Below are 12,730 nucleotides of genomic sequence, written 5' to 3' on the forward strand. Positions count from 1 at the left end.
GCCAGCCCCTGTTGCCGTGACGGAGGAGCCGCAAGTGAGACGTTTCAACATCGCCGTGCTGGCGGCGCTGACCCTGACCGTCGGTCTGACGGCGGTACCCGCCGCTCAGGCGCACGGCGGTCGAGCCCCCCTCGGCATCGACAACTGCACCGCAACCGCGTGCCACTTCGACGTCCCGCCCGGCACCTACGACGTCGAGGTCGTCCTCGGGGGCGACGCCGAGTCGAGTACCGGCATCAGCGGAGAGACCCGTCGCGCCCTGCTCCCCGAGACCGTCGCTCCCGCCGGCGAACGTGTTGTCCGCAGTTTCACCGTGGACGTCCGAACCCCTGAGGGTGAGCCGACGGGTGTGGCCGGAACCGCCGGTCTGGATCTGGCGGTAGGCGGCTCGGCGCCGGCCCTGGCCGACATCAGGGTCACCCGGGCCCGGCACGCACGGCAGGTCTTCCTCGTCGGTGACTCCACGGTCTGTGACCAGCCGGCGGACCCGTACACCGGGTGGGGCCAGCAGTTGCCGCAGTATCTGCGCAGGGGAGTCTCGGTCGCCAACTATGCCGATTCCGGCGAGAGTACGGTCACCTATCTGGGGAACCCGCTGCTCTGGGCCACGGTTCAGCCGCTGATCCGTCCCGGCGACCTCGTCCTGGTCCAACTCGCCCACAACGACAAGACGACCGACGAGGCGACCTACCGGGCGAATCTCGAGACACTGGTGGCGGGAGTGAGGGAGAAGGGTGGTCGGCCGGTCCTGGTGACCCCCATCGTGCGCCGCTGGTTCAACGCCGACGGCACGCTGAACAACGGAACCGCCCTGCTGGTCAACGGACTTGGCGTCGACCACCCGGCAGTGATCCGGTCGGTCGCCGCCACGCAGGAGGTTCCGCTGATCGATCTCACCGCCAAGACCAAGGCGCTGGTGGAGTCCCTGGGCGTCGAAGGCTCCAAGGCGCTCTACCTCTACAACGAGAAACGCGACAACACGCACACCTCCGTGCACGGAGCAACGGTTTACGCGGGCCTGGTCCGCGACGAACTCGTCGCCCAGCATCTGGTGCCGAGGGGCACCGTGCGGGTGGGATGAACGCCTGGGGGCGCCCCGACCGGAACCGGGACGCCCCCAGGTCCTGGCCTCACCGGGCTCCGCACCGGCCGCGAAGGAAAGAAACAGCAGATGTACCTGCCCCCGCCCGACCTCGTCCGCAGCCCCCGCACCGGCTACACCCGCGCCCACTGGGAGGCGGCCGCCGACGCGCTGCTCGCCGCCGTGGAGCCGTACGCCACCGAGGATCGCGCTCTCTACCACTTTCCCGGCGACCGGCAGAGCTGGTCGGGCCGCCTCTCCGACGGCCTGGAGGGGTACGCGCGCACGTTGCTGCTGGCGGCCTTCCGTCGTGACGAGACGGCGCTGGAGCGTTACGCAAGCGGTCTCGCGGCCGGTGTCAGCGGCGTCTGGCCCCGCATCGAGGACCGCGGTCAGCCCCTCGTCGAGGCCGCGTCGATCGCCCTCGCGTTGCGACTGACCCGTCCGCTGCTCTGGGACCGCCTCGACGACGGCGTCCGACAGCGCGCCGCGGCCTGGCTCGGAGACGCGCTGACCGCCGAGGCCTGGCCCTGCAACTGGGAGTTGTTCCCGGTGACGGTAGGCGGTTTCCTGGAGTCCGTCGGTCATGAGCCGGAGGCCTCCCGCAAGGCGATCGACCGCGGGTTGGAGCGCATCGAGCAGTGGTACGTCGCCGACGGCTGGTACAGCGACGGCGCAGGCCGCGCCTTCGACTACTACAACGGCTGGGCGATGCACCTCTACCCGGTCCTGCACGCCTGGCTGGCCGACGACCCCGAGCTGCTCACCCTCTACGGCGGCCGGCTCAGGACCCATCTCGACGACTACGCCCGCCTGTTCGGTGGCGACGGTGCCCCCCTGCACCAGGGCCGTTCCCTCACCTATCGCTTCGCCACCACCGCCCCCCTGTGGCTGGGCGCCCTGACCGGCCACACCCCGCTTCCTTCCGGCGAGACCCGCCGCCTGGCCTCGGGCGCGCTGAAGTACTTCCTGGAACGCGGTGCGGTCGACGAACACGGTCTGCTGACCCTCGGCTGGCACGGCCCCGACGAGTCGGTCCTCCAGGGCTACTCGGGACCGGCCTCCCCCTACTGGGCGAGCAAGGGTTTCCTCGGCCTGCTGCTTCCACCGGAACACGAGGTGTGGACGGCGACGGAGGAGGCGGGGCCGGTGGAACGGGAGAACGCGGTTACCCCCGTTGCCGCTCCCAACTGGCTGCTTCAGTCGACGAGTTCGGACGGACTGGTCCGTCTGCACAACCACGGCAGTGAGGACGTCCGCTACGACCCGTACTACACAAGGTTCGCGTACTCCACCGTCACACGGCCGCTGGACGCGCCACCGGACAACGTCGTCATGGTCGGCGGCGACCTGCGTCGCGAGGGCATCGTCCCGCTCGGAGTGGGAGAGGACTGGGCGGCCTCCCGGTATGTGCTGAGCTCCGGCGCCGAAGTCACCAGCCTGGTGGTGGCCGAGGGCGCGGTGGAGGTGCGGGCCCATCTGGTGGCCGGCGCGGAGCCGGGAACGGAAGTGCACATCACGGGTTGGGCACCGGTGGAAGGTGGGGACGAGCGGGCGGAGCTGGTGCCCGTGCACGGGTTGGCGGACACGTCCCCCTTGGCGGGTGTGCTGGGCGAAGGCCCTGCGACTCTCTTCGTCGCGGTGGCCCGCCTCACGGCCGAGCGGGACCCCCTGCCCCTCCGGGAGCTGGTGTCCGTGGAGGTGCAGAGGGTGGATGCCGACACCGCTCACGGCGCGTACGACCTGAGCGTCCGCCGGCCGACGGGTGCGGAACGCCTCTTCCGCTTCACGGCTTCAAACGGGCTATGCGCAACGTCGTCGTGGTCGGTGAAGCCCCGGTGAGCGCCTTGGCGTAGGACGGCGCCACGGGGGCGTACGCCCAGGTCAGCGTCCCGTCCTTGAGGACCGCGAGGTCGCCGGTGATGCGGGTGCTCACCACCTTGTCCGGGCTCTGGAACTTGCCGTTCCAGTCGACGAGACGCAGGTGGGTGCCCGTGAAGGTGCCGGTGCAGGTACCGCTCGCGCACTTGGCGCCCTTGAGGGACTCCCAGGAGACGAGGAGGCGGTCCTTGCCGTACGGGGCGACGTGGACGTTGACGTTCTCCGTGCCGACGGCGCTGGTGAGGTAGACGGCCTTGCCCGGACCGGAGTTGCGGTTCTTCATGAACGCCAACGCGACCTGGTGGGTGCTCGTCTTCGGTTTCACCGTCCAGCCGCGGCCGCTGGCGTCGTCCGGGTTCTTCTTGGCCGAGGCGGCGCCGCGGGAGGCGAAGGCGGTTACGTAACGGCCGGTGGACGACTTCACGAGGTCGCCGGTGCGGCCGGGGAAGGTGCCGCCGCAGTACCCGGCCCAGCACTGCTCGCGCTGCACCACGGGGGCGGTGTCCGGAGCCCCGATCCCGGTCGAGACGAACAGCCCCGAGCGCCAGTCGTCGAAGCACAGGGAGGTGAAGGCGCCGGACGTCTCGGCGTGCAGGGCGATGCCCTCGTTGTGGCTGCAACCCCAGCTCCAGCCCCCGGTGAGCTTCGCCCCCTTGGCACTCAGGTACGCCATCTTGTCCCCGTAGTGGCCGTCGGCGAAGCCGCCGGCTCCGTGCACGACGAAGTAGGCGCCGTACTTCGTGCCGTTCCAGGTGAGTTGCCCGTCGAGCAGCGGCGCGGTGTCGTGGGAAGCGGTTCCGGTGAGTTTCGTGAGGAAGGTCCGCTTGCCACTCGTGTAGCGGACGATCGCGGCCGCCGTCTCCTTCCACTTGTTCGTGTCGGCGACCCGAGTGAGCAGTGCGAAGCCGTCGTTGTGCGCGACCAGGCCGCCGACCTCCTTGACGCCCTTGACGACCGTGTCGGCGCCCGACCGCTTCCCGGCGGCGGTGAGCGGGGTGACGTGGACGCCGTCCGCTGCGGGCCAGGCGACGCGGAGCGTGCCGTTCGGGGCCACCGCGGTCGCCGTCCGCGTCCACTCCCGGGTGTTGTTGTAACCGGCAGACAGGTAAGGGAACTTGGCGGCGAGCGTGACGGCAGTGGTGGTGGGGGCGAGGTTCGGGGAGGTCGTCGCGGCCCCGGCGGTGCCCCACCAGGCGCCGGCGAGCACCCCGGCAGCCGCGAGGGCGCCGATCGCGGGCTTGCGGGCCGCGCGCATACGGCGGTGGCGCGTCGTGCGTCGTGCAGATGTCATGGCCAGTGGTCGCCGCCGGGCAGGAAAAGGTTGCCGTGCCGGGTGGGTACGGAGGGAACTGCTGTGGCGGGTGTGGTCAGGGTGACCTGGAACCGAGTCGGCTCGGTGGACGTGGCTCGGTGGACGTGGCTCGGTCGGCGCGTCTCGGTGAGTGCGTGCTGATGGAGGGGATTCTCCGTTGCACTGCGTGAACGGAGTGCAGAAGAATCCGCGTATGACTTCTGTACTCCGTCACGTGACGATCGACAGCTCCGATGCCTACGCGCTCGGCACCTTCTGGTCCGAGGCGCTCGGCCAGCCTCTCCACGAGGACGACAAGCCGGGCGACGAGGAGGCGTTGATCGAGGGCGCGGGCATGCTCTTCGTCACGGTCCCGGAGGCCAAGAGCAGGAAGAACCGCATTCATTTCGACCTCCAGCCGCAGGACCGTACCCGCGAGGAGGAGGTCGAGCGTCTGCTCGCGCTCGGCGCCACACTGGTCGACGACCGCCGTAGGCCCGACGGCACGGGGTGGGCGGTCCTCGCGGATCCGGAGGGGAACGAGTTCTGCGTGGAGCGCAGCGCGGGAGAGCGGGCCGCAGGCTGAGGCGGCGGCCACAGGGCACGACACGCACGGGCCGGCAGCCACCTGTCCAGCAGGGCGCCGGTGAAGAAGAATCCGCCGGAAACAGTTCGCCGGCAAGGTCGCCGGAAACAGTCTGACGGAAGCAGCTCAGCGGGAACAGTTCGGCGGAGGCCGAAAGGACGCGCCCCTAGCGTGGACCGTATGCGTGCACACAGGGCGACCTCGAACCCCTTCGCCGACCTTCACCGCGCCGATACCCCCCTCCTCCTGCCCAACGCCTGGGACCATGCCTCCGCGATGGCCATGGCGGGAAAAGGCTTCCGGGCGATCGGCACCACGAGTCTCGCGGTGGCGGCGGCCGTGGGGCTGCCGGACGGTGCGTCGGCGACTCGCGACGAAACCCTACGGCTCGCGCTGGTTCTGGGTTCACAACCGTTTCTCCTGTCTGTCGACGCGGAAAGCGGTTTCAGCGACGATCCCGACGAGGTGGGCGAGTTCGCCCGTCAGCTTGTGGCGGTGGGCGCGGTCGGTATCAACCTGGAGGATGCCCTGGGGTCGGCCGACCGGCACGCAGCGAAGATCGCCGCGGTCAAGGCTGCCGCGCCAGGCCTCTTCGTCAACGCCCGTACGGACACGTACTGGCTCGGTGAACACGGCGGCGGACATGGCGAACACGGCGTACGCGGTGGAGCCGAAACGCTGTCCCGCCTCGACGCCTATCAACAGGCGGGCGCGGACGGGGCCTTCGTTCCGGGGCTGACCGATGCGCGCGAGATCGCCGCGCTCGTCGCACGACTGGACGTTCCCCTCAACATCCTCTACTCGCCGACCGGCCCCACGGTCCCCCAACTCGGCGATCTGGGGGTGAGCCGCATCAGCCTCGGCTCGTTTCTGTACCGGCGAGCGATGGGCGCGGCGCTCGACGCGCTGGACGAGGTCCGTGAGGGACGTAAGCCAGGTGGTCGTACGCCGACGTACGAGGACATACAGAAAACGGGCGCTGACGTGGCACGCCACGTCTGACGGCGTCAGCTGTCGGCGCCGCCGGTGTCGGTCTCCCGCGGCCAGTGGGTCAGGGCCATGTGCAGGGCGTCGATCGCCTTGTCCCACGACCGCTGCACGTCCCGGGGCGCACCGAAGCCGCCGGCGGCCTCCAGCGTGCAGTACCCGTGAAAGGTGCTGCGCAACAGACGGACGGCGTCGGTGAGGTCGGGTTCGTCGAGGTCGTAGGCGCGGAGCATCCCGTAGGTGATCTCGGCGGTCCGGCGCGGAGCGGGGGACTCGGCGGCCAGTTCTCGGTCGATCCCCTGGTCGATCTGGATCTGGGTGGCGGCGTACCGGCCCGGGTGCCGGAGGGCGTACTCCCGATACGCCCCGGCGAAGGCGACCAGCGCATCCTTGCCGGCGAGGCCCACGACGGCCACGGCGATCCGGTCGATCATCTCGCCGCCGACCAGCAGCGCGAGCCTTGTCCGTAGTTCCCGGAGGTTCCTGACGTGCGAGTACAGGCTCGCGTCCTTGACTCCGAACCGTCGGGCCAGCGCCGAAATGCTGACGTTGTCGAAACCGACCTCGTCGGCCAGCTCCGCGGCGGCTTCGACGAGGCGGTCGGTGGTCAGGCCGACTCGTGGCATGGGGACCGCCTTGTGTGCGCTCGGACCTGGACGTATCAGGCAGGATCCTAAGGGTTTCGCAGGTGGGACAGCGGACGGCGGGTGGAGACGGCGGGCGGGGGCTCCACCGTGGAGTTGAGCCCGGGGCGCCCTGGAACCACTCGTAAAGGCTTTCCTGCTTCGATCCAACTCATGTTGTCCGGGCCCGGGGCCGGGGCCGAACTCCGCGCACCTGCTGTGCCCGGCCAGGAAATGACGGGCACCGAACGGCATGGGCTGGCAACATGATCGGCACACGGACCCCGGCGCCCACCCCCAGAACCCACCCCCGAAGCCCAGCGTCCCAGACCCGGGTCGTCGGCCCTCGAGCCCACAAGGACACATCGCATGCCTGTGCCCGCCGACCCCACCGTCCTGCACCCCATGCCCGAGCAACCACGGGTCGTGCTGCTCAGGGCGCTGGTGAAGTCCCCGCTGATCGAAGTCGGGGAGTACACGTACTACGACGATCCCGAAGACGCCACCGCGTTCGAGACGCGCAACGTGCTCTACCACTACGGTCCGGAGAAGCTGGTCATCGGCAGGTTCTGCGCGCTGGGAACCGGAGTGCGGTTCCTCATGAACGGCGCCAACCACCGCATGGACGGCCCCTCCACCTTCCCCTTCCCCACCATGGGCGGTTCCTGGTCCGAGCACTTCGACCTGCTCACCGGCCTGCCGAACCGCGGGGACACCGTGGTCGGCAACGACGTGTGGTTCGGTTACGGCACGACGGTGATGCCCGGCGTCCGGATCGGACACGGCGCGATCATCGGCGCCGGGTCCGTGGTCACCGCCGACGTGCCGGACTACGGGATCGTCGGCGGCAACCCGGCCCGTCTCATCCGCACCCGCTACAGCGAAACGGACGTCGCCCGGCTGCTGGCGGTCGCCTGGTGGGACTGGCCCGCCGAGCTCATCACCGACCAGGTACGGACGATCATGTCCGGCAGCGTCGACGACCTGGAAGCCGCCGCGCCGAGCTCCGCAGCCCCGCACACGGCTTCCCCGGAAACCGCTTCCCCGGAAACAGCTTTCCCGGACATATCCACACGAGGGCCTGCCTAGCCCCCGCCGGGCGCCTGCGCGGAAACTCCGGCGCAGGACCCGGCGGAGACGTACTCGCGGACGTGGACGAGGACGAGAATCAGCTGATCGGCGCGTACAGCACGCCCAGCTTGTCCACCTCGTCGCCCGCGCGGCCCGTGAACCCGACGATCTGCCAGCCCGACGGGGCCGTGAAGGTGATGGCGTCGCTCGTCGCCGTGCCCGAGGACAGTGTGCGGCTCTTGTCGGTCGTGAACGCCGCCGAGAAAATCCGGGTACGACCGTCCTGACCCTGTGTCAGCTTCACCGACGTGAGGTGTTCGCCCGTCGCCAGCGTCAGTGATGTCGCCGTGCCGCCCGTGCCGCCGTGGGTGAGGGTCGTACCGCCGTCGTGGGCCAGCGCCACCGCGTCGAGGCGGGTGCCACCCCGCAGGGTCAGCGTGCGAGGGGCCGGGGTGGCGGGCAGGTCGTCCGCGTCGTTGAACGCGGTACCGTGCGGGCCGCCGAAGAAGTCACCGGCCCGCAACGCCGAGTTGAGGGTGTAGGAAAAGTCGACCGTGTGCGGGAAGTGGTCCGACAGGTTGCCGCCGGCGGAGTCCAGGAACGACGCCCACTCGTTGTTGTAACGGGTTGCGTTCAGGCTCAGGAGCCTGCTGCCCCGGTAGAAGACCTTGTCCACGACCTCGCAGTCGTTGGTCGGCGCGGTCGTCGGGCACAGCAGCGCGTCCGTGCCCTGCGTGGGCCGCGTTCCGCCCTTCACCCGCTGTACCCACGCGTCCGTCAGGCCGTTCTCGTCGACGAGGGTGCGGATGTTGTCCCCGGCGCGGGTGTAGCGCGTGTTGGTGTCACCCATCACGAGCACCGCGTTGCCGGACGAGTTCGCCTGGATGAAGTCCGACAGCTGCTCGATGTTGGCGCGGCGGGCGGCCAGTGCGTCGTCCGAGTCGTCCGCGTTGGTGTGCACGTTGTAGAGGTCCACGAAGACGCCCTCGGCCAACCGGACCCGGGACAGCGTGAAACCCTTGGGCGTCAGGCAGTTGGTTCCCGTGCAGTCGCTCCAGCGCACCCGCTCGAAGTCCTCGAAGGCGTAGTCCGAGAGGGTGTTGAGGCCGTCGCCTATGCCCGCGCCGCCACTGGTCGCGGTGCGGTACGGGTGGTTGTCCCCCGCGTAGAGCGCCGCGTGGTAGTTGAAGTCCTCCTGGACGTTGATGATGTCGTACGCCGCCAACCGCGGTGAGATCAGGGGGGTGTTGGTCGCCGGGTGGCCGGAGCTGAGGCCCTCGGGCAGACCCGCGACGTTGTACGTCAGGACGTTGAAGGTGCCGGACGTGGCGGCGGTGGCCGCCTGGGCGGGGGCTGCGGCGGTCGCGGTGAGGCCGGTCAGGGCCAGGACGCCGGCCGCCAGGGTGCCGATGAGTCGTCTCATGTGAGGGTGTCTCCGGTGGGGGAAGAGCGGCGAAGGAGCTGAACAAAGCTCAGATTGGGGCCGTCCGGAGTGACGCACAAGGGCTGTCGAGGAAACAGTGAGTGCGGAAGAGAAAACGCTTACCGCCCCTGGTTCTGCTTGCTCTGCTTGTTCTGTTTGCGTTGCTTGCGGCGCTCCCTCCGTGAGCGGTACGACTCCTCCAGCTTGCCGACCGGCGCCTGTACGTGCCCCGGCTCCCGCTCGTCGTTTCCGCCCGCGCACCTCCACACCGCCTGCCCGTCTTCCTGCCCCGGGTGCATCCCGAGCCGGTGCTCGGTGCAGACGGGCCACACCTGCCACAGGCACTCCAGCACCGTGTCCTGCGCGGCCTCGGCGACAGCGGCGAGCGCGGTGCCGGGCTCGGCACCCGCGGCCGAGGGCAGGTCGTTCCCGTGCCAGCGGCCGTCGGGCAGGGCGACGTACACGTGCTCGGACGCATGCTCGTCGTCGGCCGACTCCTCGGGCCAGGCGGGCAGCGCCACCAGACACAGGGGGCCCCGGCCCGGCAGGAGGGCGCTCAGGTCGTGGTTGACGAGGGCCAGCGCCTCGTCCCATACCGGGTACTCGCCCGGCTCGACCGTGCGGGGGTGGGGCGTGCCGAAGGAGTCGTACATGAGGGCATCGTCGCCCATCAGCCGCTCGGGTGTGACGACCGGGTCCTGGCGCTCGAGGACGGCCGGGCACACGGGGCCGGCGGTTGCGGTGTGTTCGCTCCAGGGCCAGCCCTCGGTCGAACAGGCCGAGATCAATATGCGCAGTCGGCGGGCATCGTTGTCGGATGCGCAGCGCCAGCAGTTGGCGGGCGATCCGGAGCTGTGGAACTTGCGGGTGCGCTCCACCACGAACCCGGTGCAGTTGGCGCTGTGGCACGGCACGGGGCGCCTCGCAGCCCGGTTGACGGCCAGCAGTGAGCCGAACGAGGGACGGCGGGCAGGCGCCGGCGCACCTCGTCACCGCCCCCGACGCCCTACTCCCCAGCCCCCGTCCGGCGGGATCCAGAACTCACCCGGCGGTGGCCGGCCCCCGCCCCGTCGGAGTCCAGCCCCCATCCGGCGTGCCCGGCTCGCACCCGGCGGTGTCCGGTCACCCGTTCACCCCCGTGTAGTGCCCCAGACTCCACCGCCACAGCAGCCGCGAGCCGAGGTACGCCAGCAGGCCCAGCACCGGTGAGGCTGCCGCCAGCCAGTAGGGGACTCCGGTGCTGTGGCCGTGGCCGGTGAGGACGGCGGCCGGGAAGTACGCGACGAACGCGAGGGGGAGGCCGTACGTCAGGAGGCCGCCCACCGCCTTGGGCAGCACGTTGAGCGGGTAGCTGCCGAACGTGCCGAGGAGTTCCTCCAGCCAGCGGCCCCAGTAGTCGGCGGTCGGGAAACGCAGAGCGGCGGAGGCGACCGCCGTGAACAGGGCGGCCTCCAGCAGCATGCCGCCGAGCACGGCCGCGACCAGGTACGAGATCCGGCCCGCGCTCCAGTCGAGGTGACTGCGGCCGAGTGCCGCCACCATCAGTCCCACGGCGACGGTCAGATCGCCGATGGCGTTGGTGGGAAACACGCGCAGCTGGACCTGGAGATGCACCGGCAGGGGCCGCACCAGGCAGACGTCGATCTGGCCTTCCTGGATGAAGTAACCGATTCCGTGCATGCGTCCCAGGAAGAGGACGAACAGACCGTGGGCGAGCATCCGGGTCGCCGGGATGAGCAGTACGTCCGAGCTGTCCCAGCCGCCCATCCCGCTGAAGCGGGTCAGCAGCACGGTCGCGAACACGATCACCGAGACCTGCCAGACGGCGCCGATCGCGACCATCATCAGGAACTCGGAACGGTATTCCAGCTGGGCGCGGAAGTTGAGACGTGTGATGCGCCATGCGAGGCGTACGGCTTTCAAGGGCATCAGCCTCCTTGGGAGATGACCTGGCGGGCGGCGAGTCGCCACACCAGCCGGGTGAACAGGGCCAGCACCGCCACCCAGGCTGCCTGCACCAGCAGCGCGGGAACGGCGTCCGACAGCGGGATGCGACCGACGTAGAGCGACAGCGGAACGCTCAGCGTGGCCTGGAACGGCAGGAAACCGCTCATCGTGACGAACCAGTCGGGGAAGAACCACAGCGGCGCGTACACCCCGGACAGCAGGTTCTGCGCGAAGATCAGAATGAGCATCGCCGCGTTGTTGCGCAGGGTGAAGAAACACAGCTGGTCGATGGCCAGCATGACGTAGTACAGGATCCACTGGCCGAGCAGGAGGCTCAGTGCGAACGCCCCCGCCACGGCGGCCGACCCGGGCGGCTCCACCACTCCGGCAGCGAGGCAGACGGCGAAGCCGGTCAACGCCCAGGCCAGACCGTACAGTTGCTCGCCCAGTGCCCGCAGGGCGTAGTAGCGCTGGGGCGACAACGGGCGCAGGTACCAGTAGACGATGGTGCCGAAGTGCATGTGCTGGATCACGGTGTCCCGGGCCGCGTACTGGTCCAACTCCCGTAGTCGAGAGGCCAGTACGGCGAGCACGGCATAGGTGACCGCCTGGTCGCGGGTCATCCCGGCGGTGGTTCCCGTGTGGGCGTACAGGCCGTGCCACAGCGATGCCACCAGCACCACCTGGACGGCCAGTCGCAGCAGGGCTGCGGTCATCCGGGGCGGGGTGTGCAACTCGCCGAGCGGGGTGACACGGGCCGTGCGCCAGGCGTGCAGGACCGCCATCACGCGTCCCCGGCCTGCACGTACGCGGCGCGCATCACGTCTTCCAACTCGGCCTCGTCGAGGGCGATGTCGGTGACCTCGTACCGTTCGATGACCGACTTCAGCGCCTGGTGCACCGTCGGCGCGCCGGGTCCGTCCGGTCCGAACACCACGCGGGAGCCGTCGTGGCGCAGCACCGCGATTCCGGGCAGAGCCACGACCTCGGCGTGCGGGTCGGCGAGGGTGGCCCGCACCTGCCATGTCGAGCCGAACTTGCGGCGGATCTCGTCGAGGGTGCCGTCCAGGACCAGCCGTCCGTGGTTGATCAGCACCACGCGCTCGGCGAGCCGCTCGACCTCCGTCATGTCGTGCGTGGTCAACAGGACCGTCCGGCCCCGCTGTTCGACCTGGTGGCGCAGGAACTCGCGGACCTGTTCCTTCACCACCACGTCCATCCCGATCGTCGGCTCGTCGAGGAAGACGACGGGTGGGTCGTGGAGCAGCGCCGCCGCGAGGTCGCAGCGCACGCGCTGGCCGAGGGAGAGGTGGCGTACACGGGTGTCCCAGAAGGAGGACAGGTCGAGCAGATTGTCGAACTCCCGTAGCCGGACTGTGTGTTCGGTTTTCGGCACCTCGTAGATGTCCCGCAGGATCGCGAACGACTCGCGCACCGGGAGGTCCCACCACAGCTGTGTGCGCTGCCCGAACACGGCGCCGATGTTGCGGGCGTTGCGTTCCCGTTCCCGGTACGGCACGACGCCGGCGACGCGTGCCTCGCCGGAGGTGGGGGTGAGGATGCCGGTGAGCATCTTGATGGTGGTGGACTTGCCGGCGCCGTTGGGGCCGAGCAGGGCGAGGAGTTCGCCGGCGGCCACGTCGAAGGTGATGTCGCAGACGGCGTGCTTGGCGACCCGCTCCGGGTTGACCAGGGAGCGCAGGCCGCCGGCGAGGCCGGGTCGGCGGACGGTGGTGTGGAAGGTGCGGGAGAGGTCGCGCACCTCGATGCTGCCGATCACTTGTTCAACCTCCAGTGAAGCGCGGCCGGCCGGCTGGGGGAGCCGGCCGGCCGCGGGAGA

General features: G+C 69.9%; 12 protein-coding genes. 5 read left to right on the forward strand and 7 right to left on the reverse strand.

Annotated elements, in window-relative coordinates; all coding sequences use genetic code 11:
- Positions 1-34: 34 nt before the first annotated feature.
- Together G9272_RS34835 and G9272_RS34840 are read left to right on the forward strand one after the other, a co-directional pair.
- Positions 35-1,081: a GDSL-type esterase/lipase family protein gene (locus G9272_RS34835; protein ID WP_171400204.1), complete on the forward strand. Its 1,047-nt coding sequence runs from the start codon at positions 35-37 to the stop codon at positions 1,079-1,081.
- A 90-nt stretch (positions 1,082-1,171) separates the two neighbouring features.
- Positions 1,172-2,923 carry a DUF2264 domain-containing protein gene (locus G9272_RS34840; RefSeq protein ID WP_171400205.1) on the forward strand — a complete coding sequence of 584 codons (1,752 nt, stop codon included), beginning with the start codon at positions 1,172-1,174 and terminating at the stop codon, positions 2,921-2,923.
- On the opposite strand, the gene G9272_RS34845 is transcribed toward G9272_RS34840, so the two are convergent.
- Positions 2,868-4,253 carry a hypothetical protein gene (locus tag G9272_RS34845; RefSeq protein ID WP_171400206.1) on the reverse strand — a complete coding sequence of 462 codons (1,386 nt, stop codon included), beginning with the start codon at positions 4,251-4,253 and terminating at the stop codon, positions 2,868-2,870. The genes G9272_RS34840 and G9272_RS34845 overlap by 56 nt on opposite strands.
- A 214-nt stretch (positions 4,254-4,467) precedes the next feature.
- Between G9272_RS34845 and G9272_RS34850 the strand changes: the two genes are divergently transcribed.
- The gene (locus tag G9272_RS34850; protein WP_171400207.1) at positions 4,468-4,839 is read left to right on the forward strand and encodes a VOC family protein; all 372 of its coding nucleotides are present in this window, start codon (positions 4,468-4,470) and stop codon (positions 4,837-4,839) included.
- Positions 4,840-5,019: 180 nt separating this feature from the next.
- The gene (locus tag G9272_RS34855; RefSeq protein WP_171400208.1) at positions 5,020-5,841 is read left to right on the forward strand and encodes an isocitrate lyase/PEP mutase family protein; all 822 of its coding nucleotides are present in this window, start codon (positions 5,020-5,022) and stop codon (positions 5,839-5,841) included.
- Positions 5,842-5,846: 5 nt separating this feature from the next.
- On the opposite strand, the gene G9272_RS34860 is transcribed toward G9272_RS34855, so the two are convergent.
- Positions 5,847-6,452: a TetR/AcrR family transcriptional regulator gene (locus G9272_RS34860; protein WP_171400209.1), complete on the reverse strand. Its 606-nt coding sequence runs from the start codon at positions 6,450-6,452 to the stop codon at positions 5,847-5,849.
- 366 nt (positions 6,453-6,818) lie between these two features.
- Between G9272_RS34860 and G9272_RS34865 the strand changes: the two genes are divergently transcribed.
- Complete coding sequence (locus G9272_RS34865) at positions 6,819-7,538, forward strand: CatB-related O-acetyltransferase (RefSeq protein ID WP_171400210.1); 720 nt, start codon at positions 6,819-6,821, stop codon at positions 7,536-7,538.
- A 79-nt stretch (positions 7,539-7,617) separates the two neighbouring features.
- On the opposite strand, the gene G9272_RS34870 is transcribed toward G9272_RS34865, so the two are convergent.
- The 5 genes from G9272_RS34870 to G9272_RS34890 all read right to left on the reverse strand — a co-directional run bounded on the left by G9272_RS34870 (position 7,618) and on the right by G9272_RS34890 (position 12,670).
- Entirely contained in the window at positions 7,618-8,943 is a 1,326-nt protein-coding gene (locus G9272_RS34870; protein WP_171400211.1) for a jacalin-like lectin, read from the reverse strand.
- A gap of 119 nt (positions 8,944-9,062) precedes the next feature.
- The gene (locus G9272_RS34875; protein ID WP_253268040.1) at positions 9,063-9,857 is read right to left on the reverse strand and encodes a hypothetical protein; all 795 of its coding nucleotides are present in this window, start codon (positions 9,855-9,857) and stop codon (positions 9,063-9,065) included.
- 208 nt (positions 9,858-10,065) lie between these two features.
- On the reverse strand, positions 10,066-10,872 hold the full coding sequence (locus G9272_RS34880) for an ABC transporter permease (protein WP_171400212.1): 807 nt from the start codon (positions 10,870-10,872) through the stop codon (positions 10,066-10,068).
- The gene (locus G9272_RS34885) at positions 10,872-11,675 is read right to left on the reverse strand and encodes an ABC transporter permease (protein ID WP_171400213.1); all 804 of its coding nucleotides are present in this window, start codon (positions 11,673-11,675) and stop codon (positions 10,872-10,874) included. The genes G9272_RS34880 and G9272_RS34885 overlap by 1 nt, the downstream gene beginning before the upstream one ends.
- Positions 11,675-12,670, reverse strand: a complete 996-nt coding sequence (locus tag G9272_RS34890) for an ABC transporter ATP-binding protein (RefSeq protein WP_171400214.1) — start codon at positions 12,668-12,670, stop codon at positions 11,675-11,677. Before G9272_RS34890 ends, G9272_RS34885 begins: the two co-directional genes overlap by 1 nt.
- Positions 12,671-12,730 lie beyond the last annotated feature (60 nt).

Origin of the sequence: Streptomyces asoensis, from assembly GCF_013085465.1 — a bacterium.
GTDB classification, from domain to species: domain Bacteria; phylum Actinomycetota; class Actinomycetes; order Streptomycetales; family Streptomycetaceae; genus Streptomyces; species Streptomyces cacaoi_A.